20 protein-coding genes and 1 pseudogene are annotated in these 20,683 nt (G+C 41.0%); 18 read left to right on the forward strand and 3 right to left on the reverse strand.

From position 1 onward, the window contains the following. The first annotated feature begins 5 nt into the window (after positions 1-5). The 8 genes from fmt to K1I71_RS02940 all read left to right on the forward strand — a co-directional run bounded on the left by fmt (position 6) and on the right by K1I71_RS02940 (position 8,761). A complete protein-coding gene (fmt, locus tag K1I71_RS02905; protein WP_223330174.1) occupies positions 6-941 on the forward strand; it encodes a methionyl-tRNA formyltransferase in 936 nt (311 codons plus the stop codon). Continuing rightward, on the forward strand, positions 934-2,247 hold the full coding sequence (rsmB, locus tag K1I71_RS02910) for a 16S rRNA (cytosine(967)-C(5))-methyltransferase RsmB (protein ID WP_033686526.1): 1,314 nt from the start codon (positions 934-936) through the stop codon (positions 2,245-2,247). The genes fmt and rsmB overlap by 8 nt, the downstream gene beginning before the upstream one ends. A gap of 14 nt (positions 2,248-2,261) precedes the next feature. Continuing rightward, positions 2,262-3,002: a Stp1/IreP family PP2C-type Ser/Thr phosphatase gene (locus K1I71_RS02915; protein WP_033685450.1), complete on the forward strand. Its 741-nt coding sequence runs from the start codon at positions 2,262-2,264 to the stop codon at positions 3,000-3,002. Beyond that, positions 2,999-4,897, forward strand: coding sequence for a Stk1 family PASTA domain-containing Ser/Thr kinase (pknB, locus tag K1I71_RS02920; RefSeq protein WP_223330175.1), 1,899 nt, complete (start codon positions 2,999-3,001; stop codon positions 4,895-4,897). The genes K1I71_RS02915 and pknB overlap by 4 nt, the downstream gene beginning before the upstream one ends. A gap of 94 nt (positions 4,898-4,991) precedes the next feature. Beyond that, positions 4,992-5,750 (forward strand): threonine/serine exporter family protein, encoded by a 759-nt coding sequence (locus K1I71_RS02925; RefSeq protein ID WP_084925579.1) that lies wholly within the window; start codon positions 4,992-4,994, stop codon positions 5,748-5,750. Position 5,751: 1 nt separating this feature from the next. Next, positions 5,752-6,201, forward strand: a complete 450-nt coding sequence (locus tag K1I71_RS02930) for a threonine/serine exporter family protein (RefSeq protein WP_223330176.1) — start codon at positions 5,752-5,754, stop codon at positions 6,199-6,201. Between the two features lie 113 nt (positions 6,202-6,314). Further along, entirely contained in the window at positions 6,315-7,487 is a 1,173-nt protein-coding gene (locus K1I71_RS02935) for a hydroxymethylglutaryl-CoA synthase (RefSeq protein WP_223330177.1), read from the forward strand. Further along, positions 7,487-8,761: a hydroxymethylglutaryl-CoA reductase, degradative gene (locus K1I71_RS02940; RefSeq protein WP_223330178.1), complete on the forward strand. Its 1,275-nt coding sequence runs from the start codon at positions 7,487-7,489 to the stop codon at positions 8,759-8,761. Before K1I71_RS02935 ends, K1I71_RS02940 begins: the two co-directional genes overlap by 1 nt. A gap of 36 nt (positions 8,762-8,797) precedes the next feature. Here K1I71_RS02940 and K1I71_RS02945 read toward each other — a convergent pair whose 3' ends face one another. Continuing rightward, on the reverse strand, positions 8,798-9,763 hold the full coding sequence (locus tag K1I71_RS02945; protein WP_000226009.1) for a LacI family DNA-binding transcriptional regulator: 966 nt from the start codon (positions 9,761-9,763) through the stop codon (positions 8,798-8,800). Continuing rightward, positions 9,744-11,198, reverse strand: a complete 1,455-nt coding sequence (locus K1I71_RS02950) for a sucrose-6-phosphate hydrolase (protein WP_223330179.1) — start codon at positions 11,196-11,198, stop codon at positions 9,744-9,746. The genes K1I71_RS02945 and K1I71_RS02950 overlap by 20 nt, the downstream gene beginning before the upstream one ends. A gap of 380 nt (positions 11,199-11,578) precedes the next feature. Between K1I71_RS02950 and K1I71_RS02955 the strand changes: the two genes are divergently transcribed. Next, complete coding sequence (locus tag K1I71_RS02955; RefSeq protein ID WP_223330180.1) at positions 11,579-13,462, forward strand: sucrose-specific PTS transporter subunit IIBC; 1,884 nt, start codon at positions 11,579-11,581, stop codon at positions 13,460-13,462. 149 nt (positions 13,463-13,611) lie between these two features. Then, positions 13,612-14,499, forward strand: a complete 888-nt coding sequence (gene scrK / locus K1I71_RS02960) for a fructokinase ScrK (protein ID WP_223330181.1) — start codon at positions 13,612-13,614, stop codon at positions 14,497-14,499. A 42-nt stretch (positions 14,500-14,541) separates the two neighbouring features. Here scrK and K1I71_RS02965 read toward each other — a convergent pair whose 3' ends face one another. Next, positions 14,542-15,159, reverse strand: coding sequence for a TVP38/TMEM64 family protein (locus tag K1I71_RS02965; RefSeq protein WP_223330182.1), 618 nt, complete (start codon positions 15,157-15,159; stop codon positions 14,542-14,544). A gap of 482 nt (positions 15,160-15,641) precedes the next feature. On the opposite strand from K1I71_RS02965, the gene K1I71_RS02970 reads away from it, so the two are divergent. The 8 genes and pseudogenes from K1I71_RS02970 to K1I71_RS03005 all read left to right on the forward strand — a co-directional run bounded on the left by K1I71_RS02970 (position 15,642) and on the right by K1I71_RS03005 (position 20,447). Then, positions 15,642-15,857, forward strand: a complete 216-nt coding sequence (locus K1I71_RS02970; RefSeq protein WP_223330183.1) for a hypothetical protein — start codon at positions 15,642-15,644, stop codon at positions 15,855-15,857. Positions 15,858-15,882: 25 nt separating this feature from the next. Then, entirely contained in the window at positions 15,883-16,644 is a 762-nt protein-coding gene (locus K1I71_RS02975; protein WP_223330184.1) for a DUF6261 family protein, read from the forward strand. Positions 16,645-16,761: 117 nt separating this feature from the next. After that, a complete protein-coding gene (locus tag K1I71_RS02980; protein ID WP_000843086.1) occupies positions 16,762-17,091 on the forward strand; it encodes a MazG-like family protein in 330 nt (109 codons plus the stop codon). A gap of 15 nt (positions 17,092-17,106) precedes the next feature. Beyond that, a complete protein-coding gene (locus tag K1I71_RS02985) occupies positions 17,107-18,837 on the forward strand; it encodes a DUF2075 domain-containing protein (protein WP_223330185.1) in 1,731 nt (576 codons plus the stop codon). 54 nt (positions 18,838-18,891) lie between these two features. Then, the gene (locus K1I71_RS02990; RefSeq protein ID WP_398576679.1) at positions 18,892-19,293 is read left to right on the forward strand and encodes a YbgA family protein; all 402 of its coding nucleotides are present in this window, start codon (positions 18,892-18,894) and stop codon (positions 19,291-19,293) included. Then, complete coding sequence (locus K1I71_RS02995; protein WP_223330186.1) at positions 19,277-19,642, forward strand: TIGR02328 family protein; 366 nt, start codon at positions 19,277-19,279, stop codon at positions 19,640-19,642. Before K1I71_RS02990 ends, K1I71_RS02995 begins: the two co-directional genes overlap by 17 nt. Positions 19,643-19,798: 156 nt before the next feature. Next, positions 19,799-20,164, forward strand: a pseudogene (locus tag K1I71_RS03000) (type II toxin-antitoxin system RelE/ParE family toxin). Continuing rightward, complete coding sequence (locus K1I71_RS03005) at positions 20,154-20,447, forward strand: helix-turn-helix domain-containing protein (RefSeq protein WP_223330187.1); 294 nt, start codon at positions 20,154-20,156, stop codon at positions 20,445-20,447. The pseudogene K1I71_RS03000 and the gene K1I71_RS03005 overlap by 11 nt, the downstream one beginning before the upstream one ends. The last annotated feature ends 236 nt before the right edge of the window (positions 20,448-20,683 follow it).

Consider the following 20,683-nt stretch of genomic DNA (forward strand, 5'->3'; position numbering starts at 1 on the left):
AAGATATGACAAAATTAATCTTTATGGGGACACCCGACTTTTCAGCAACAGTTTTAAAAGGGCTTTTGACAGATGACCGTTACGAAATTCTAGCCGTTGTGACCCAGCCAGACCGTGCTGTCGGACGTAAAAAAGTGATCCAGGAAACCCCAGTTAAACAAGCTGCCAAAGAGGCAGGACTTCCTATCTACCAACCTGAAAAACTATCTGGAAGTCCAGAGATGGAAACTATTATGCAGCTAGGAGCAGATGGAATTGTGACTGCTGCTTTTGGGCAGTTTCTCCCAAGTAAACTCCTTGATAGCATGGACTTTGCTGTCAATGTTCACGCCTCCCTCCTTCCTAAACACCGTGGTGGTGCGCCTATCCATTATGCCTTGATTCAAGGGGATGAGGAAGCTGGTGTGACCATTATGGAAATGGTTAAGGAAATGGATGCAGGAGATATGATTTCTCGTCGTAGTATTCCGATTACGGATGAGGACAATGTCGGCACCTTGTTTGAGAAATTGGCGCTAGTTGGTCGTGATTTGCTCCTGGATACCCTGCCTGCCTATATTGCTGGTGATATTAAACCTGAACCGCAGGATCCAAGTCAGGTTACTTTCTCTCCAAATATCAAGCCAGAAGAAGAAAAACTGGATTGGACTAAAAGCAATCGCCAACTCTTTAACCAAATCCGTGGAATGAACCCCTGGCCTGTTGCCCACACTTTCCTTAAAGGCGACCGCTTTAAAATTTATGAAGCCTTGTCAGTAGAAGGTCAGGGAAATCCAGGTGAAATCCTCTCTATTGGCAAGAAAGAATTAATTGTCGCAACGGCAGTAGGAGCTCTGTCTCTCAAACAAGTGCAGCCAGCAGGCAAACCTAAGATGGACATTGCTTCCTTCCTCAACGGTGTTGGACGGACATTGACAGTAGGAGAACGATTTGGTGACTAAAGTAGAAACAGCTAGAAGTCTAGCCCTAGCAGTATTAGAGGATGTCTTTATCAACCAAGCATACTCAAACATCGCCTTAAATAAGCATCTCAAGGGAAGCCAACTTTCAGCAGCAGACAAGGGTTTGGCGACCGAGCTGGTCTATGGAACGGTAGCCCGTAAACTGACTCTGGAATGGTACCTATCCCACTTTATCGAAGACAGAGATCAGTTAGACAGCTGGCTCTACGTCCTTCTCCTCATGAGTGCCTACCAACTCCGCTATTTGGACAAGATTCCAGACCATGCTGTGGTCAATGAAGCAGTAGAATTGGCCAAAGTCCGTAAAAAAGGCAGTGAAAAATTGGTCAACGCCGTCCTTCGTCGTATTCTACGTGAAGGCTGGCCAGATATCACCAGCATCAAACGAAAAAACAAGCGTGATTCCATTGCCTATTCTCTCCCAGTTTGGCTAGTTGCCAAGCTCAAGGAAGAATACGGAGAGGAGCGAGCGCAAGCTATTTTTGAAAGTCTTTTGGTGCGCAACAAGGCCAGTATTCGTGTGACTGATTTAAACCGAAAAGAGGAAATCCAAACCTTGTTGGAGGCCAGTGCTTCACCTTTGTCTGTTTCTGGTCTGGTTAAGGAGCAAGGCCACTTTGCGGGACATGACCTATTTTCAGAGGGGGCTATTACTATCCAAGACGAGTCTAGTCAGCTGGTTGCTCCGACGCTTGATTTAAAAGGGCATGAGCAGGTTCTAGATGCCTGTGCTGCTCCGGGTGGGAAAACAGCCCATATAGCCTCTTATCTCACGACAGGTCAGGTTACTGCTCTGGACTTGTACGACCATAAGTTGGACTTAATTCAAGAAAACGCCCAACGTCTAGGGGTTGCAGATCGGATTCAAAGGCAAAAATTGGATGCCAGAAAGGTACATGAGTTTTTTGGTCAGGATTCTTTTGATAAGATTTTGGTGGATGCTCCCTGTTCAGGAATCGGTCTTCTGCGCCGAAAACCAGACATCAAATACAATAAAGAAACGGCAGATTTCGCGTCCTTGCAGGAAATTCAGCTAGAAATATTAGGTAGTGTTTGTCAAACACTACGCAAAGGTGGTATAATAACTTATAGTACCTGTACTATAGTCTCAGAAGAGAACTTTCAAGTCGTACAGGCATTTTTAGAAAGTCATCCTGAATTTGAGCAGGTAACACTAGAACATGAATGTAAGGATATCATGAAAGATGGCTGTATCCTCATCACACCTGAATTGTATGGAAGTGATGGATTCTTCATCAGTCAATTTCGCAAGATATCGGATTAGGAAGGAACTAACACATGGAAATTTCATTATTAACAGATGTTGGTCAGAAACGAACAAATAACCAAGACTATGTCAACCACTATGTCAATAGAGCTGGACGTACCATGATTATCCTAGCTGATGGTATGGGAGGTCATCGTGCAGGGAATATCGCTAGTGAAATGGCGGTAACAGACCTAGGTGTAGCTTGGGTAGATACTCAAATCGATACAGTTAATGAAGTGCGTGAATGGTTTGCTAACAACCTTGAGATTGAAAATCAAAGGATTAACCAATTGGGACAAAATGAAGCCTATAAAGGAATGGGAACAACCCTTGAGGCTGTAGCCATTATTGATAATCAAGCTATCTATGCCCACATTGGGGATTCTCGTATCGGTTTGATTCGTGGAGAAGAATACCACCAGTTAACGAGCGACCATTCTTTAGTCAATGAATTGCTTAAGGCAGGTCAATTGACACCTGAAGAAGCTGCTAGCCATCCACAGAAAAACATTATTACCCAGTCAATTGGTCAAAAAGATGAAATTCAGCCTGATTTTGGAATGATTACCCTTGAGCCGGGAGACTATCTCTTACTCAATAGTGATGGCTTGACAAATATGATTTCAGGCAGTGAGATTTCTGATATTGTAACCAGCGATATTTCTTTGGCAGATAAGGCAGCAACCTTGATTCGTTTTGCCAACAATGCAGGTGGTTTAGACAATATCACAGTTGCCCTTATTGCTGTTAATGAGGAGGCAACAGAATGATCCAAATCGGCAAAATTTTTGCCGGGCGGTATCGGATTATCAAACAAATTGGTCGAGGAGGCATGGCAGATGTCTATTTGGCCAAGGATTTGATTTTGGACGGTGAAGAAGTGGCAGTGAAGGTCCTGAGGACCAACTACCAAACAGATCCTATTGCAGTGGCTCGTTTTCAGCGGGAAGCGAGAGCCATGGCAGATCTGGACCATCCTCATATCGTTCGGATTACAGATATCGGTGAAGAAGAGGGACAACAGTATCTCGCAATGGAATATGTTGCTGGATTAGACCTCAAACGCTATATCAAGGAACATCACCCTCTTTCAAATGAAGAAGCGATTCGAATCATGGGACAAATCCTCTTGGCTATGCGCTTAGCCCATACTCGAGGAATTGTTCACAGGGATTTGAAACCGCAAAATATCCTTTTGACCCCAGATGGGACTGCCAAGGTTACAGACTTTGGGATTGCAGTAGCCTTTGCAGAGACGAGTTTGACTCAGACTAACTCAATGCTGGGTTCGGTTCATTATTTATCGCCAGAGCAGGCGCGTGGTTCTAAAGCAACTGTGCAGAGTGATATCTATGCCATGGGGATTATTTTCTATGAGATGCTGACAGGTCATATTCCTTACGATGGGGATAGTGCAGTGACCATCGCCCTCCAGCATTTCCAGAAACCACTGCCATCGGTTATAGCTGAAAATCCATCTGTGCCTCAGGCTTTAGAGAATGTTGTTATCAAGGCAACAGCAAAGAAATTAACAGATCGCTACAAATCAGTTGCTGAGATGTATGTGGATTTGTCTAGCAGTTTGTCTTACAATCGTCGCAATGAATCAAAGTTAGTCTTTGATGCTGCGACTAAGGCGGATACCAAAACTTTGCCTAAAGTTCCGCAAAGTACGCTGACTTCTATTCCTAAAGCTCCGGTACAAGAGGGACGCCCTCAACCTAACCCCCAGGCTCATCAGACAGAAAAAACAGCACCTACTCCCAAGCCAGCCAAACGGCGTCGCATGAAAGCACGTTATCCAATTTTATTTGCGACCTTCTTGTTGGTTGTGGCATCCTTAGTATGGATTTTATATAGAACGCCTGCTACCATTGCTATTCCAAATGTAGCAGGTCAGACGGTTGCTGAGGCTAAAGAAGCGCTTAAGAAAGCCAATTTTGAGGTTGGTGAAGAAAAATCAGAGGCCAGTGATAAGGTTGAAGAAGGTCGGGTTATTCGTACAGACCCTGAAGCTGGTAAAACACGTAAAGAAGGAACAAAAATTAATTTGATTGTGTCTTCTGGTCAGCAGTCTTTCCAACTCGGAAATTATCTCGGAAGAAAGTCCAGTGATGTAGTGGCAGAATTGAAGGGTAAGAAGGTTCCAGAAAATCTGATTAAGATTGAGGAAGAAGAATCCAACGAAATCGAAGCCGGTACAATCATGAAACAAAGTTTACCGGAGGGAACAACCTATGATCTTAGCAAGGCAACTCAAATAGTTTTGACAGTCGCTAAGAAGGTGAATTCTATTTCAATGCCAAGCTATATTGGTTCTAGTCGAGAATTTGCAGTCAATAATCTTACAGAGATATATGACATTAAAAAAGCTAATATCGAAGTTGTAGAAGTGTCTAAAGCTCCTGAAGGAACTGCTGAGGGGACTGTTGTAGAGCAAAGTCCAAAACCGGCTGAAAAGGTAGATTTGAACACCACTCGTGTTAAAATTTCTATTTATAAAGCAAAACAAACTCGTACTTCTTCAACATCTTCATCCTCATCCTCTTCGTCGTCTAGTTCTTCTCGGAAACCTAACGAGCCGGGGAATGCAGAAACCTCCCCAACACAAGGAAACTCGCAAGGTAATTCACAACGAGGAGATACTTCCCCAGATAATCCATAGTGATACTAGAATCTTTGTCATGATTTCATGGCAAAGATTTTTTTTGAGTCCGGATTTGTGATAGAATAGAAGGAGTTGATAAAAGGAGGAATGCATGGAAGAATCAAGAGAATTAAATGCCGTCATCGATGTGATTATGTTAGCTGGAACCATTCTTCTCAAAAGTGGCTCAGAGATTCATCGTGTAGAAGATACCATGATCCGTATTGCGCATTCGCAGGGGATTGTGGATTGCAATGTTCTTGCCATGCCTGCCGCTATCTTTTTCTCGATTGAAAATACCAATATTTCGCGAATGAAACGCGTGACTTCCTCTTCTTATAACATTGAAAAAGTCTGCGATGTGAATCAGATTTCTCGTCAGTTAGTAGGTGGAAAGCTTGATTTAGAAACAGCCTTTAAGCAATTGACGGCCTTGCAAGCTCAACCTCTTCCCTATACTAAGTTGCAGGTAACTTTGGCTGCGACCTTTAGTGCTCCTTTCTTTTCAATTATGTTTAGTGGAAATATCTACGACGCACTTGGGGCAGGAGTGGCTACCTTATTTGGTTTTGCCTTTTCCCTCTATGTGGAGAAGTTTATCCGAATTCCCTTTGTGACAGCCTTTGCTGGAGCTTTTGTCTTTGGGATGATTGCCCAGTTTTGGGCTCGCTACACAGGTTTTCCTTCAACGGCAGATTTGATTATAGCTGGTGCGGTTATGCCGTTTGTACCAGGGATTGCCTTGACCAATGCGGTTCGTGATATTATGACCAACCACATAAACTCTGGTATGAGTAAGATGTTTGAATCCCTGCTCATTACCCTTGCTTTAGGGGCGGGAACTTCTGTCGCCTTGGTATTGATGAATTAATATGACACTAACAACCTTTTTATTACAAGCAGTAGCAAGTCTTCTTGCTATTATCACTTTTTTAATTGTACTCAATGTGCAACGCTCTATGCTCTTACCTGGAGGGATTTTGGGCATGGCTGTCTGGCTAATCTATCTCTTGCTAAAGGAACCGACCAATGTTATTGTGGCTACTTTTATTGCAGCCATTATCGGTTCTTGTATCAGCCAGATTTTAAGTATTCTTTATAAGACACCTGCTGTGGTCTTTATCTTAGCCATCTTGGCACCTCTGGTTCCGGGTTATCTTTCTTATCGAACAACAGCCTTTTTTGTGACAGGAGATTACAGTCATGCCATTGCTAGTGCAACCTTGGTTGTTATGTTGGCTTTGGTGATTTCCATTGGAATGGCTAGTGGAACAGTGATTCTCAGACTTTATTCTCACTTACGAAAACAGCATAATGGTTAGAATAATAAGCGACTTGATTTGGTGAATCAAGTCTTTTTTCTCTCTTTTACTGCTATTTGTGATAAAATAGTATAGAACGATTTTTTACAATGAATGATAAAACAGAGGTAAATATGACAATCGGTATTGATAAGATTGGTTTTGCGACCAGTCAATATGTCTTGAAATTACAAGACTTAGCAGAAGCGAGGGGAATTGACCCTGAAAAATTAAGCAAAGGACTCTTACTCAAGGAATTGAGTATTGCGCCCCTAACTGAGGACATCGTGACCTTGGCTGCCAGTGCTAGTGACTCTATCTTAACTGAGCAAGAAAGAGCAGAAATTGACATGGTCATTGTGGCTACCGAGTCAGGAATTGACCAGAGTAAAGCTGCGGCCGTCTTTGTGCATGGTTTGCTGGGCATCCAGCCCTTTGCTCGTAGTTTCGAGATTAAAGAAGCCTGCTATGGAGCGACAGCGGCCCTTCATTATGCCAAATTGCATGTGGAAAATTCTCCAGAGTCCAAGGTCTTGGTCATTGCCAGTGATATTGCCAAATATGGTATTGAAACACCTGGAGAACCCACTCAGGGTGCTGGAAGTGTGGCCATGTTGATTACACAGAATCCACGCATTATGGCTTTTAATAACGACAATGTGGCTCAGACTCGTGACATCATGGATTTCTGGCGTCCAAATTACTCAACAACGCCTTATGTAAATGGTGTTTATTCTACCCAGCAATACTTAGATAGTTTGAAAACGACTTGGCTTGAATACCAAAAACGTTACCAGCTTATCTTAGATGATTTTGCGGCTGTTTGCTTCCACTTGCCTTATCCTAAATTAGCCTTAAAAGGCTTGAAAAAAATCATGGATAAGAGCCTGCCTCAAGAGAAAAAAGACCTCTTGCAAAAGCATTTTGACCAGTCTATTCTCTACAGTCAAAAGGTGGGGAATATCTACACAGGTTCACTTTTCCTTGGACTTTTGTCTCTCTTGGAAAATACAGATAGCTTGAAGGCTGGGGATAAAATTGCCCTTTATAGTTACGGAAGTGGGGCCGTAGCTGAGTTCTTTAGTGGTGAATTGGTTGAAGGATATGAAGCTTATCTGGATAAAGACCGTTTGAACAAGCTCAACCAACGAACTGCCCTGTCTGTTGCAGACTATGAAAAAGTCTTCTTTGAGGAAGTAGACTTAGATGAAACAAATTCTGCCCAGTTTGCTGGCTATGAAAATCAAGATTTTGCCTTGGTTGAAATTGTTGACCACCAACGCCGTTATAGCAAGGTTGAAAAATAATGAAGATAAGTTGGAATGGATTTTCTAAAAAATCATACCAAGAGCGCCTAGAGCAGTTAAAAGCTCAGGCGCTCCTTAGTCCTGAGAGACAAGAGAGTTTGGAGCAGGATGAACAGATGAGTGTGACTGTGGCAGACCAGCTGAGTGAGAATGTAGTGGGAACTTTTTCTCTGCCTTATTCGCTGGTCCCAGAGGTTCTTGTCAATGGACAGGAATACACCGTTCCCTATGTTACAGAAGAACCCTCTGTGGTTGCTGCGGTCAGCTATGCAAGTAAAATCATCAAGCGTGCAGGAGGTTTTACCGCACAAGTCCATGAGCGTCAGATGATTGGGCAGGTAGCCCTTTATCAAGTTTCTAATCCTGAACAAGCCCAAGAGAAGATTGTAAACAAACAGACTGAGCTCTTGGAGCTTGCTAATCAAGCCTATCCTTCTATCGTTAAACGTGGGGGCGGGGCGCGTGATCTGCATGTAGAACAGATTAAAGGTGAAACAGACTTTCTCGTTGTTTATCTTCATGTCGATACCCAGGAAGCCATGGGAGCCAATATGCTCAACACCATGCTGGAAGCCTTGAAACCAATCTTGGAAGAACTCAGCCAGGGGCAGAGTCTTATGGGAATCCTTTCCAACTACGCGACCGATTCTCTGGTGACTGCAAGTTGTCGTATCGCTTTTCGCTACTTGAGCCGCCAAAAGGATCAAGGACGAGAGATTGCGGAGAAAATCGCTTTGGCTAGTCAGTTTGCGCAGGCTGATCCTTATCGAGCTGCTACTCATAATAAAGGGATTTTTAATGGTATTGATGCCATTTTGATTGCCACTGGTAATGACTGGCGTGCCATTGAGGCAGGGGCTCATGCTTTTGCCAGTCAAGATGGACGCTACCAAGGTCTTAGCTCTTGGCGTTTAGACTTGGAGACAGAAGAATTAGTTGGTGAGATGACACTACCCATGCCTGTAGCGACCAAGGGTGGCTCTATTGGTCTCAACCCTCGTGTAGCCCTCAGTCATGAGCTACTGGGAAATCCTTCTGCCAAAGAATTAGCCCAGATTATCGTGTCTATCGGACTTGCTCAAAATTTTGCGGCCCTCAAAGCCTTGGTGAGTACGGGTATCCAGCAAGGCCACATGAAATTGCAGGCTAAATCCTTAGCTCTCCTAGCAGGAGCTAGTGAATCCGAGGTAGTTCCCCTAGTCGAGCGCCTCATCGCAGATAAAACCTTTAACTTAGAGACTGCCCAGCGTTATTTAGAAAACTTAAGATCATAAAAAAACTCAGACGAATCGGTCTGAGTTTTTTTGTGTTTAAATACTTTTTCCTGGTAATAGTGTAACTGGTAAGAAGTAACCAGTTGTCGCTACTTCCTTACCTTCGATCTTTTGCAAGAGAAGGTCAACAGTGAGGCAGGCAATTTCTTCCAAGGGTTGCTTAATAGTAGCCAGTTGAGGGTAGTAATTCTCGATAAAGTAAGTCCCATCATAGCCGATGACCTTGAGCTCCTCAGGGACAGAAATGCCCAGTTCCTGAGCAATTTTAATGACTAGAATAGCAGTCAAGTCATCTGAAGCAAAGATGGCATCTGGCTTTTGTCGAGTCAAGATATTCTTGATTTCCATTTCTTTTCTGACGGGAGAAAAGTCACTGGAAACATTGATAATAGGAGCTTTGGGGAGTACAGAAGCAAAGCCAGCATGGCGTAGCCCAGTTGGAGAATTGGAGTTGTCATTCCCTGTAATCATGATGATAGACTGGGCGCCTGTCTTGACCAAGGTTTGGGCGGCTAGGACCCCACCAGCATAGTTGTCAGAGGAGACGACAGGAATATCTGGAGACAGATTTCGGTCAAAGGAAATAATCGGCGCTGTTACACGATTGTAGTCTTCAATTCCCAAGTTGTGACTGCCAGAAATGATACCGTCCACCTGATTAGCTTCCAACATTTCGATGTATTCGCGTTCTTTCTCAGAATCGTGCTCGCTGTTACAGATGATAGTTTTGTAGCCATTTTTGAAGAGTTGGTGTTCCAACTTATCAATCAATTCTGCATAGAAAACGTTAGAAATATTGGGGAAAATCAAGCCGATTAACTTAGCTGATTTTCCTTGTAGACTGCGAGCCAGGTTGTTGGGTTTATAGCCCAATTCTCGCATAGCTTCATTGACCTTTTGAATGGTTTTTTCAGATAGATAGCCTTTTTTATTGATAACCCGAGAAACGGTAGTAGGGCTGACGCCTGCAAGTTTGGCGACATCAGTTAGTTTTGCGACCATAATCTAATTCATAGTAAGTTCCAGTTGGGTTTCCAGATTTAATTAGGATCCCATTTTGGTCCGCATGTGGGAAGACACGACCAGAAAATACTTTTTCTCCTTTATTGATGAAAATTTCAAAGACAGAATTATCGATGAAGATTGTAGCAGTAGTAGCCTGATTCTCGATTGGGCAAGAACGAATAGTTCCAAATTCTTGGGCATACTGTTCACCAGCCTGGCTACGATCTACTGTCACTTGACCATTTACAAGGTCAAAGTTGATGGAAAGTCCCTTGCCTTCTTTATCAGCAAGTAAGACAATCTCGCTCTGGCTATTGGCTTTCAAGTTGAGTTCGAGTTCGTAAGTGTTCTTGGTTTGGGCGCGGTTTGAGAAAGGTTCTTCAGAAGCACGAAGGTCCTTGATAGCTGCGACTGGATATTGGTAGAGTTTGCCGTCTTTGATAGTGAGTTCCTTGACCAAAGAGAAGGTTCCTTGGTAGTCAAAACGATCAGATGGATATGAAACATCAGGCAAGCCAAGCCAGCTAACAGCTAGAGCACGTCCATCAGGAGCGTTGAAGGCTTGAGTTGCATAGGCTTCGAAACCATAGTCCATGTTTTGAAGTTGAGATACATCTACCATTTTAGCATTTTCAGGGTCAAAGGAAGCCCCAATCTTATACATATTTGGATAGATATTGTCGTAGTCTAGAACATCTTTATCCAATCCTTGTGGGCAGTAGAGAAGGACAGGTTGTTCCCCTACAAAGACCAGATTTGGACATTCCATCATGTAGGCAGTACGGTCGTTAGCAAAGTCAAGGTTGCCAACGACTTGCCAGTTTGTATAGTCGTTGTCTACAGCCTTGTAGAGACGGACGAAGCCTTTTTTCTCCAAGTCCTGTCCACCGACGATAGCATAGTATTGTCCCTTGAAGTTAAAAATTTGCGGATCACGGAAGTGGTCAGTAGAGTCTGCTGGCTGGTCGATCAAGATCTTATCAATCTTTGTAATCTTGCCATCCTTATCCATCAAAGCTCCAATCTGGTAAGGGTGACGGATCCAGTTTTCATCGCGGACATTTCCTGTATAGAATAGGAACAAGTTATCACCAAATTGCATGGCAGAACCAGAGTAGGCACCGTGGCTATCTAATGGAGTATCAGGCAAAACTTTGACTCCGGTTTCTGTGAAGTGAATCAAATCATCGCTTTCCAATTGAACCCAAGATTTCAAACCGTGGGCTGCACCGAAAGGAAAGTTTTGATAAAAAACAATCCACTTCCCATCAAAGTAAGAAAAGCCATTTGGGTCGTTGAGAAGTCCTGTTTTTGGCTCAACATGGTAATGAGTATGCCATGGAGATTGTGCCATATTTTTCTTAATATTTTGAATTTCTTCTTGCGTCCAATCTTGATAAAGTCTGTAACGACGCTCAGTTGTCCATTCCATTCATTCATTCCTCCAAAAATCTTATCACTTCTAATAGTAACCGTTTTCGATAAAAAACGCAAGCCTTTTATGTTAAAAAAGATAAAAAAATGTCAAACGTTTGTCACAAATTAAAACCAGAAAATCAATCATCTATCTACAAAAAATTGAAAAAAAGTGAAGCAAAATCCTTTTTAAACAAGATTCCAAACTTATTTTTTTAAGAAATGCCTGCTAAAACAGTCAAAAACAATCAATCTATGGCGTGCCCACTAAGTGGATAGAATATTTTTTCTGCAAAACGCTTGACATATTTCTAAAACATGATAAAATAATAGTCGTAGGGCGAATAAAATCGCTTTCAAACAATAACAAAATTTTATATAAGGAGATTTTTGCAAATGAACAATCAGGAAATTGCAAAAAAAGTCATCGATGCCTTGGGCGGACGTGAAAATGTCAACAGTGTAGCTCACTGTGCGACTCGTCTTCGTGTCATGGTCAAAGATGAAGGAAAAATCAATAAAGAAGTGATTGAGAACTTGGAAAAAGTTCAAGGTGCTTTCTTTAACTCAGGTCAATACCAAATCATCTTTGGTACTGGTACAGTAAACAAAATGTACGATGAAGTTGTTGCGCTTGGTTTGCCAACATCATCTAAAGATGACATGAAAGCAGAAGCTGCGAAACAAGGGAACTGGTTCCAACGTGCTATCCGTACTTTCGGTGACGTTTTTGTTCCAATCATCCCAGTTATCGTAGCGACAGGTCTTTTCATGGGTGTGCGTGGTCTTTTCAACGCTCTTGAAATGCCACTTCCAGGTGACTTTGCAACTTACACACAAATTTTGACAGATACAGCCTTCATCATCTTGCCAGGTTTGGTTGTGTGGTCAACCTTCCGTGTATTTGGTGGAAATCCTGCCGTTGGTATCGTTCTTGGTATGATGCTTGTTTCTGGCTCACTTCCAAACGCTTGGGCAGTCGCTTCAGGTGGTGAAGTAACAGCTATGAACTTCTTTGGTTTCATCCCTGTTGTTGGTTTGCAAGGTTCTGTTCTTCCAGCCTTCATCATCGGGGTTGTCGGAGCTAAATTTGAAAAAGCTGTCCGCAAGGTTGTTCCAGATGTCATTGACCTCTTGGTAACACCATTCGTGACACTTTTGGTCATGTCTATCCTTGGACTCTTTGTCATTGGACCAGTCTTCCACGTTGTTGAAAACTACATCCTTATTGGTACAAAAGCAATTCTTGGCTTGCCATTTGGTCTTGGTGGTTTCTTGATTGGTGGGGTTCACCAATTGATTGTCGTGTCAGGTGTACACCACATCTTTAACTTGCTTGAAGTTCAATTGCTTGCTGCTGACCATGCTAACCCATTCAACGCTATTATCACAGCTGCTATGACAGCCCAAGGTGCTGCGACTGTTGCGGTTGGTGTTAAAACGAAAAATCCAAAACTGAAAACACTTGCTTTCCCAGCTGCTCTTTCTGCCTTCCTAGGTATTACAGAGCCTGCTATCTTCGGGGTGAACTTGCGCTTCCGTAAACCATTCTTCCTTTCATTGATTGCTGGTGCAATCGGTGGTGGATTGGCTTCAATCCTTGGACTTGCTGGTACTGGTAGTGGTATCACCATCATCCCTGGAACAATGCTTTATGCCGGTAATGGACAACTTCCACTATACCTTCTGATGGTAGCTGTATCATTTGCCCTTGGTTTTGCACTTACTTACATGTTCGGTTACGAAGATGAAGTAGAGGTTGCTGAAGGAACTACTACAGAACGCTTCGTTGAAGAAGCAGTTACTGGAAATGTTGTTGCTCTTCAAAATGAAACACTTGTAACTCCTATCGTTGGTGATGTTGTCGCTCTTGCGGATGTCAATGACCCAGTCTTCTCAAGTGGAGCTATGGGACAAGGTATCGCTGTGAAACCTAGCCAAGGCGTGGTCTATGCACCAGCTGATGCTGAAGTTTCAATTGCCTTTCCAACAGGACACGCTTTTGGCTTGAAAACAACTGATGGTGCTGAAGTTTTGATCCACGTTGGTATTGACACTGTATCTATGAATGGTGACGGTTTTGAAGCAAAAGTTGCTCAAGGTGATAAGGTTAAAGCTGGCGATGTTCTTGGAACATTTGACTCAAACAAAATTGCTGCAGCTGGACTTGATGATACAACAATGGTTATCGTTACAAACACAGCTGACTACGCTTCAGTAGCTCCAGTCGCAACAGGTTCAGTTGCGAAGGGGGATGCTGTGATTGAAGTGAAAATCTAATCAATCCTCTCTAATGTGAAAACGAACAAATGACATGTTTGTTCGTTTTTGCTTGAATGGTAAGATTTACAGAGGAAAATCTAAAAAATAGAGAAATTTAGACTTTCGAAATATGCTATAATAAAGAAAATAAAAACAAGAGGTTTATCATGACAAAATTATATGGAAGCTTGGAAGCGGGCGGTACAAAGTTTGTCTGTGCTGTCGGTGATGAAAACTTTAACGTTGTAGAAAAAACACAATTTCCAACAACAACTCCAATCGAAACAATCGATAAAACCATCGAGTTCTTCTCAAAATTCGATAACCTTGCTGGTCTTGCAGTCGGTTCATTTGGTCCGATTGATATTGATAAAAACTCAAAAACTTATGGCTTTATCACAACGACTCCAAAACCAAACTGGGCAAATGTGGACTTGCTTGGTGCCCTTCGTCGCGCCCTCAACGTGCCAATGTACTTCACTACAGATGTAAACAGCTCTGCCTATGGTGAAGTGGTTGCCCGTAACAATGCTGGTGGCCGTATCGAAAACTTGGTTTACTATACAATTGGTACAGGTATCGGTGCAGGTGTCATCCAACGTGGCGAGTTTATCGGTGGTGCGGGTCACCCTGAGATGGGTCATTATTATGTTGCTAGACACCCAATGGATATTGAAAAAGAGTTTAAGGGTGTTTGTCCTTTCCATAAGGGATGTCTGGAAGGCTATGCAGCTGGTCCAAGTTTGGAAGCTCGTACAGGTATTCGTGGGGAAAATATTGAACTCAACAACCCTGTCTGGGATGTCCAAGCCTACTACATCGCTCAAGCTGCAGTTAATGCGACTGTAACTTTCCGTCCAGATGTGATCGTCTTTGGTGGTGGGGTCATGGCTCAACAACACATGCTGGATCGTGTCCGTGAGAAATTTACATCTCTTCTCAACGGCTACCTACCAGTACCAGATGTGCGTGACTACATCGTGACTCCAGCAGTCGCAGGGAATGGTTCTGCCACACTTGGGAACTTTGTCCTTGCAAAAGAAGTTTCAAAATAAAGCACAAAATCCGCTTGGGAAACCAAACGGATTTTTTACGTGTCAAAGCATTTGCCAGAAAAAGTCAATAATATAGGTCAGACCGTAGGTATAAACTACGAGGGTAAAGGGCTTGGTCAGAATGATGATGGTCATATAGCGCTTGAAACTCATCTTGGTCAGGGCAGCTAGCATACAGAGAAAGTCAGCTGGACTAATGGGCCAAATCATCATAAAGATAAAGAAACGGTCAAAACGATTGCCCTTATCCAACCAACCGATATACTTGTCATAGATGCGCTTGCTGACGACAGACTGGACAAAGGCAGCTCCATAGAGGCGCACCAGATAGAAGATAATGGCACAGCCAATTACAATCCCGATATAGTTGTAGATAGTCCCGATGATATGGCCGTAGATAAAGACCCCAGCCACCGAGGTCAAGGCCCCAGGAATGATAGGGACGACCGTCTGTAAAATCTGTAAAAAGATAAAGAGAGGTGGCCCCCAGATACCTGCCTGCTGGATAAAGGCAGAGAGGGTTTCCTTAGACTGTAAGATCCCAGCCTGATAAGCCCAAATACAGAAAATCAAACTTCCAACACCACCGACAATCGATGAGATATTGATAACCTGCTGTAGAAGGGGAGAAACAGCTTTCATTTGTTTATCCTGTGACATGTAAACTCCTCATAGATAGTATAATTCTACTATACCATATTTTGGAGGAGAAAGGGGGAATGAGTCTTTTTGCTGAGAAATAGATGGGAATACAGGCCTTCGAGATTTAGAATAGATCTCTTTCCTAAAGTTTACATGTATTCTAAGTTTAGAACGACCACAATTCCATAAATTTAAAAGTATTCTAAGCTTCGAATAGCTTATCTACGAAAGTTTTGAGGTCTTCGAACTTTCGAATAGTCATCTTCCCTAAAGTTTAGATGTATTCTAAAGCTAGAAAAGCTAAAATCTAAAAATAGTAAGAGTCTCTATCTGACAGACGGAATGTTTGTCTAGTCAGATAGGGATTTTTTATTTTGGGAATGTCTGATTTGTCTTGAAAAGTACATTTTAGATGGAAATAATGACAGTTGAGCGGATGGGGGTTAAAATGGTTTGGGAAACTGTTAGAATGAGTGTATTAACTTAAAGGAGAAAAATTGATGAAGAAAGTTAAAGATGATGAGGAGAGTATGCTATCGACACTTCCTTTATGGGGGCTTCTATTTTTGGTCTGTGCATTGTTTCAAGTCTTTGTATTTAAGGATAGACCTTTGATTCAACATGGTAGACAAGGAAGCATTGTAAAAACAGATCAAGAACAGGTCTATCTTCCAGAACTAATCCAGTCTTGGTTTGATAAAGAAAAAACAAAATGATTCGTTAAATAGAAAGGATATTATCATGACAAAAACATACGCTATTCGCCCTCTTAGTTACAGCAACTTTACCAACCGTGAGTTTGAAAGCCTAATGATGGATACTCATCAAAGCTTGGCAACTTTTTCTAAGGCAAACAAGGATGAGGCTATGTATGCCAAACATTTGGAACCCTTCAAGACCAAGCTGGATGATTTTCAAGCTCAACTTGCGGCGGTGGAGACGAAAGAGTCTAGTAATCTGACAGAAGTTGATCGCAATCGTGATAGTGCCTTGGTCGGTCTCTTTACCCTTCATAGAGGATTTGCGAAGATTAAGGATGCCAAGCTCAAAGAAGCTCATGAAACTCTGAAACCAGTCTTTGCCAAGTACAAGGACATCACTAAGCACAGCAATGATGTGGAGACGGCAGAAATCAAGAGCCTGCTCAAAACGCTTAGTGAAGCACCCTATCATGAGGCAGTGATCAGTCTAGGACTGACTCCTATGCTGACGGCGGTGGTCAATGCTCAAGAGGAATATGACCAAGTGGAAAGTAAGGCGCGTGCTTCTAAGTCTGCCAAGGAAGTCGGCAAGACTAGACAACTCCGTACCGAACTTTCAACCAGCTACGACCTCTTTATGCGCTATACCGCAGCCAGTGCAGAAGCCTACCCTGAAAAGGAACACTTGACTCAACTTCTCAAGGAACTTAATAGCATCCGAGATAGCAAGCGCCGTCTTATTACTAGCAACAAGAAAGATAAAAAGGCCAAACCAGCAGAACCAGCCCAAGCAGCAGGATAAAGACAACCCCTTAGAAGCGGATTTCTAAGGGGGATTTTTGTGACTTTACCTTTTAGTAGAAGTTAAGAAAGATTTTCATGTTATAATGTAAGTTAGTAGACTTATTGGAGAATTAAAATGAAATCAACAATAGAGAAAATTAATAAATTTCGGGATGATCGTGATTGGAGAAAATTTCACAATGAAAAAGATTTAGCTATTTCTATCTTGCTGGAATCTAGTGAACTTCTAGAATTGTTCCAATGGAAGCAGCCTGAAGAAGTTACAACAAATTCTCTTGAAAGAATTAAAGAAGAACTAGCGGATGTGCTAATATATTCAATGATGTTAGCTGATAATTTACAACTGGATATAGAACAGATTATTGAAGAAAAATTAGAAAAAAATAAAGCGAAATATCCTGTTAAATTAAGTAAGGGGAATAATAAAAAATATACTGAATTATAGTGTTGAGTAACTGATATGAGTAAAATATTGAAACCAGTAATTGAAGAAGTAAAATATGAAAGTGGTTCATTAGACACTTTACAGGAAACTTTAAAAATCAGTTTTCGTGATGAAAACAAGATGCTATTGTTTGAGTATCCGACTATATATATTGTAAATGATAAAAATTCTGATGGATATAGTGTTTATGTAGGTGAAACAACAGATATTGTACGTCGTACAAATCAACATTTAGGTGAAATTAGAGAAGATTGGACTAAATTTTCAAAATCAAATACTACTAAAATGTTTGTTATAGGTCATCATCACTTTAATAAGTCTTTGACACTAGATATTGAGAATAGACTAATGTTGTATTTATTAAGTGTTGATAATGTTTCAAATGTTCAAAACAGACGAGGGAATCCTCAAAATAAATATTATACTTCTGATGAGCTTGATGAGATTTTTACCAAAATTTGGAGTTCGTTAAATAAGAAAAATAAGTATTTATTTCCAGCAGAAAGTATTGTTAGAAATTCTGCAATTTTTAAATCTTCCCCATTTCATAAATTAACCAATGAGCAATTAAAAGAGAAAAATGAAATCATTTTTAAAATTACATCAGCGCTTAGTAAGAACGAGTTTGGAACTTTAATCTTGGTTAAAGGAGAAGCTGGTGCTGGTAAAACTGTTTTGATGAGTTCTTTAATCGATGATCTATTAAATTCTGATGACACGGATTTCCTAAGAGAAAATAATGCAATTAATTTGGTTGTTAATCATGATGATCAATTGAGTGTCTATAAAGAAATAGAGAAAAAGCTTGAATGGAAGAGTGGTTCAACTCTTGATGTTGCTATGAAACCAACTCAGTTTTTAAACGCACTAAAAAAGCAAGATGCTAATGCTGGTATAGTTGTTATTGACGAAGGACACTTACTTTTGACTGCAAAAAATCAAGCTTATCAAGGTGGTAATCATTTAAAGGATATAATATCAAAATCGAAAGTAGTAGTTTTAGTGTACGATGATAATCAAATAATGAGTAAATCTCAAATATGGGTAGATGATTCATTTTTGACTTTACAGCATCAAGCGAGGCTGTCTGGCAATTTAATTGAATTAAATAATCAAATGCGTATAAAAGCTAGTGAATCAACAATTAGTTGGATTAGAAATATTATTGATAAAAGAGAAATTACCAAATTAAAAGAAGATAATAACTATGATATCCAGATATTTAATTCTCCCAAGGAATTACAGGATGCTATTAAATTAAAAGGTGAGAATCGTCATTTAGGGATTTCTAGGTTAATAGCAACTTATGATTGGGAATATAGTAGTCAATCTAAACCTGAATCTAAAGATTATTGGTGTGTGGAAATAGATGACTGGTCTTGTCCTTGGAATAGAGAATTGAGTAGGGATAGGAAAAACTCTAAACTTTCTTGGATTGAACAACCACAAACTATTGGTGAAGTAGGATCCACTTTTACTGTGCAAGGTTTTGATTTGAATTATGCTGGAGTCATTATTGGTCCATCGGTTAAATATAGAGATGGTAAAATTAAGTTTGATATCTCTGCTAGTAAAAATAAAGGAGCAGTTCAAAATAGGAAACTCGAAAATGGTGAAATGAAAAATTTTGGTGAAGATCTTTTAAAAAATGAATTAAATGTTTTACTTACAAGAGGAGTAAATGGACTCTATATCTACGCAGTAGATGAAGAACTGCAAGCGGCTTTAAAAAAGGCAATTTTATAAGATTATAAGGTAGGAATAGATATTTCTGAATCCAGACATGGTATAATGTCAATTATGAATAATAACCAACGTGCCCTTTGCCAGCAACTCTGGGCGAGAAACAAATATCTCATTTTGAGTCATTCTAGCAATATTTACAATGAGATTCGCCAATACTTGAAGAATGAAGAGGTGGAAGTAAGTCATGTTCAAGAACTGATCGATCGTGCCTGTCAAATCCCTGAGCATAGAGGTCAGGTTTGCAATGCCTTTCAGCATATTTGGGGCTATTTCAAGAAGAAAGCAACAGAGACTGAACGCAAGGATTTTATGTTTTTACTGGAGCGTTATCACTCTGGTCATGCCACCAAAGAAGAATTAATTGCTAAGACGAGAGATTTGCTTGAATGTTACCCAAATGCTTATCTGCAACATTCTACCTTGTTGAAAGGAGACTCCCATGAGACTTTGGCATGAGGCTTTGATTTCACAACTTCCCCGTCCTCAGCTCTTGGGGCAACATCGAGAGTGCTGCGCTCTGCGTGGGAATGGCTGGGGCAGAAAGCATGCGACGGTTGACTATGTCTTTACTCACTCTCCCTATCGTCTCTATGCTTATCATCGTTTGATTATGGAAGAGATGGCTGGCCGTGGCTACAATGTTAGTTCAGAGTGGTTGGATAAAAACTACCGTGGCAAGACCTGCCCTCCTTATCAAGACTTGTCTGAGGAGAAGCTAGGCAAACCCATTTATAGTGAGCATGATGCAAGATACTATGAGGAGTGTCTGGATAATCTTCGAGAGAAGGGGATTAAGCTGAAGTAAACGTAAGGATTGTCAGCATTTTATAACTCTTTTCGTAATTTTTTCGAATAATAAAGATGAGACCTTTAGAGTTTTTCTAAGGTCTTCTTTTTATGAGTGTTCAGATTTACTTTTAATAACTTTTGAGTTATAATTAAATTAGAAAGAGGTTGCTTGGTGCATACGATTTACTTCTATATGGACAAAAATGGAAATGAGCCAGTCTTGGATTATATGAGAGAATTGGCTAGTCAGAAAAGTAAGGATAGTCGCATCAAACTCAATAAACTAAATGACTATATCGAGTTGCTTAGTCAGCATGGGACGAGAGCTGGGGAACCATATATCAAACATTTGGAAGATGAGATTTGGGAACTAAGACCACTGAGAGATTGAATTTTATTTGTAGCATGGGTTGATGGTAGTTTTGTTCTTTTACATCATTTTGTCAAAAAGACTCAGAAAACTCCTAGAAGAGAGATTGAAAAAGCCAAGCGTGAGTTGAAGGACTTAAAAGAAAGAGGGTTAAGTGATGAAAAATAGTGCTATTGGGAGTAATTGGAAGGATGTCCGATCTGAACTCTTTACCAAGGATGAAATTCTTGAAAGTGATATGCGAGTGGCTATCATAAGTGAGCTGATTGAAGCCAGATATGAGCAAGGAATCAGCCAGAAAAAGCTAGAAGAACTTAGTGGAGTAAGCCAGCCTGTCATAGCTAGAATGGAAACAGGCAAGACTAGCCCTCAGTTGGACACAGTCTTAAAAGTCCTAGCGAGTCTAGGAAAGACACTAGCAGTCGTACCACTTGAACAGAGAAAGAGTTGATAGGAAGAGGTTGGAAAACTTTAACAAATTTAACAGTTATAGTGCCTCAAGTGTATAATATAGAAAAATTATGCTTTATTTATATCAAGTGCGAACGAAGTGAGCTTTTAGCGGATATTTCCCGCTATAGTGGTATTCTAGATAATAATTTATTATTATCTCAAACTTGTAACCCTCAAAAGCCCCTCAATCCCTTTCCCCACCTAGGATTAGAGCATAAAAAATAGCATAACCTG

The sequence above is a fragment of the Streptococcus mitis genome (assembly GCF_019929545.1).
Classification (GTDB): Bacteria; Bacillota; Bacilli; order Lactobacillales; family Streptococcaceae; genus Streptococcus; species Streptococcus mitis_BU.

Excerpts from the sequence above, each read along its gene's own strand:
- K1I71_RS02980 (WP_000843086.1), top strand. The coding sequence starts at position 16,762 with ATGAAATCAACAATAGAGAAAATTAATAAATTTCGGGATGATCGTGAT.
- pknB (WP_223330175.1), top strand. The coding sequence starts at position 2,999 with ATGATCCAAATCGGCAAAATTTTTGCCGGGCGGTATCGGATTATCAAA.
- K1I71_RS02935 (WP_223330177.1), top strand. The coding sequence starts at position 6,315 with ATGACAATCGGTATTGATAAGATTGGTTTTGCGACCAGTCAATATGTC.
- K1I71_RS02955 (WP_223330180.1), top strand. The coding sequence starts at position 11,579 with ATGAACAATCAGGAAATTGCAAAAAAAGTCATCGATGCCTTGGGCGGA.
- K1I71_RS02925 (WP_084925579.1), top strand. The coding sequence starts at position 4,992 with ATGGAAGAATCAAGAGAATTAAATGCCGTCATCGATGTGATTATGTTA.
- fmt (WP_223330174.1), top strand. The coding sequence starts at position 6 with ATGACAAAATTAATCTTTATGGGGACACCCGACTTTTCAGCAACAGTT.
- K1I71_RS02945 (WP_000226009.1), bottom strand. The coding sequence starts at position 9,763 with ATGGTCGCAAAACTAACTGATGTCGCCAAACTTGCAGGCGTCAGCCCT.
- K1I71_RS02995 (WP_223330186.1), top strand. The coding sequence starts at position 19,277 with ATGAGACTTTGGCATGAGGCTTTGATTTCACAACTTCCCCGTCCTCAG.
- K1I71_RS02990 (WP_398576679.1), top strand. The coding sequence starts at position 18,892 with ATGAATAATAACCAACGTGCCCTTTGCCAGCAACTCTGGGCGAGAAAC.
- K1I71_RS02950 (WP_223330179.1), bottom strand. The coding sequence starts at position 11,198 with ATGGAATGGACAACTGAGCGTCGTTACAGACTTTATCAAGATTGGACG.
- K1I71_RS02970 (WP_223330183.1), top strand. The coding sequence starts at position 15,642 with ATGAAGAAAGTTAAAGATGATGAGGAGAGTATGCTATCGACACTTCCT.
- K1I71_RS02975 (WP_223330184.1), top strand. The coding sequence starts at position 15,883 with ATGACAAAAACATACGCTATTCGCCCTCTTAGTTACAGCAACTTTACC.
- K1I71_RS02940 (WP_223330178.1), top strand. The coding sequence starts at position 7,487 with ATGAAGATAAGTTGGAATGGATTTTCTAAAAAATCATACCAAGAGCGC.
- K1I71_RS02965 (WP_223330182.1), bottom strand. The coding sequence starts at position 15,159 with ATGTCACAGGATAAACAAATGAAAGCTGTTTCTCCCCTTCTACAGCAG.
- K1I71_RS03005 (WP_223330187.1), top strand. The coding sequence starts at position 20,154 with ATGAAAAATAGTGCTATTGGGAGTAATTGGAAGGATGTCCGATCTGAA.
- K1I71_RS02985 (WP_223330185.1), top strand. The coding sequence starts at position 17,107 with ATGAGTAAAATATTGAAACCAGTAATTGAAGAAGTAAAATATGAAAGT.
- scrK (WP_223330181.1), top strand. The coding sequence starts at position 13,612 with ATGACAAAATTATATGGAAGCTTGGAAGCGGGCGGTACAAAGTTTGTC.
- K1I71_RS02930 (WP_223330176.1), top strand. The coding sequence starts at position 5,752 with ATGACACTAACAACCTTTTTATTACAAGCAGTAGCAAGTCTTCTTGCT.
- K1I71_RS02915 (WP_033685450.1), top strand. The coding sequence starts at position 2,262 with ATGGAAATTTCATTATTAACAGATGTTGGTCAGAAACGAACAAATAAC.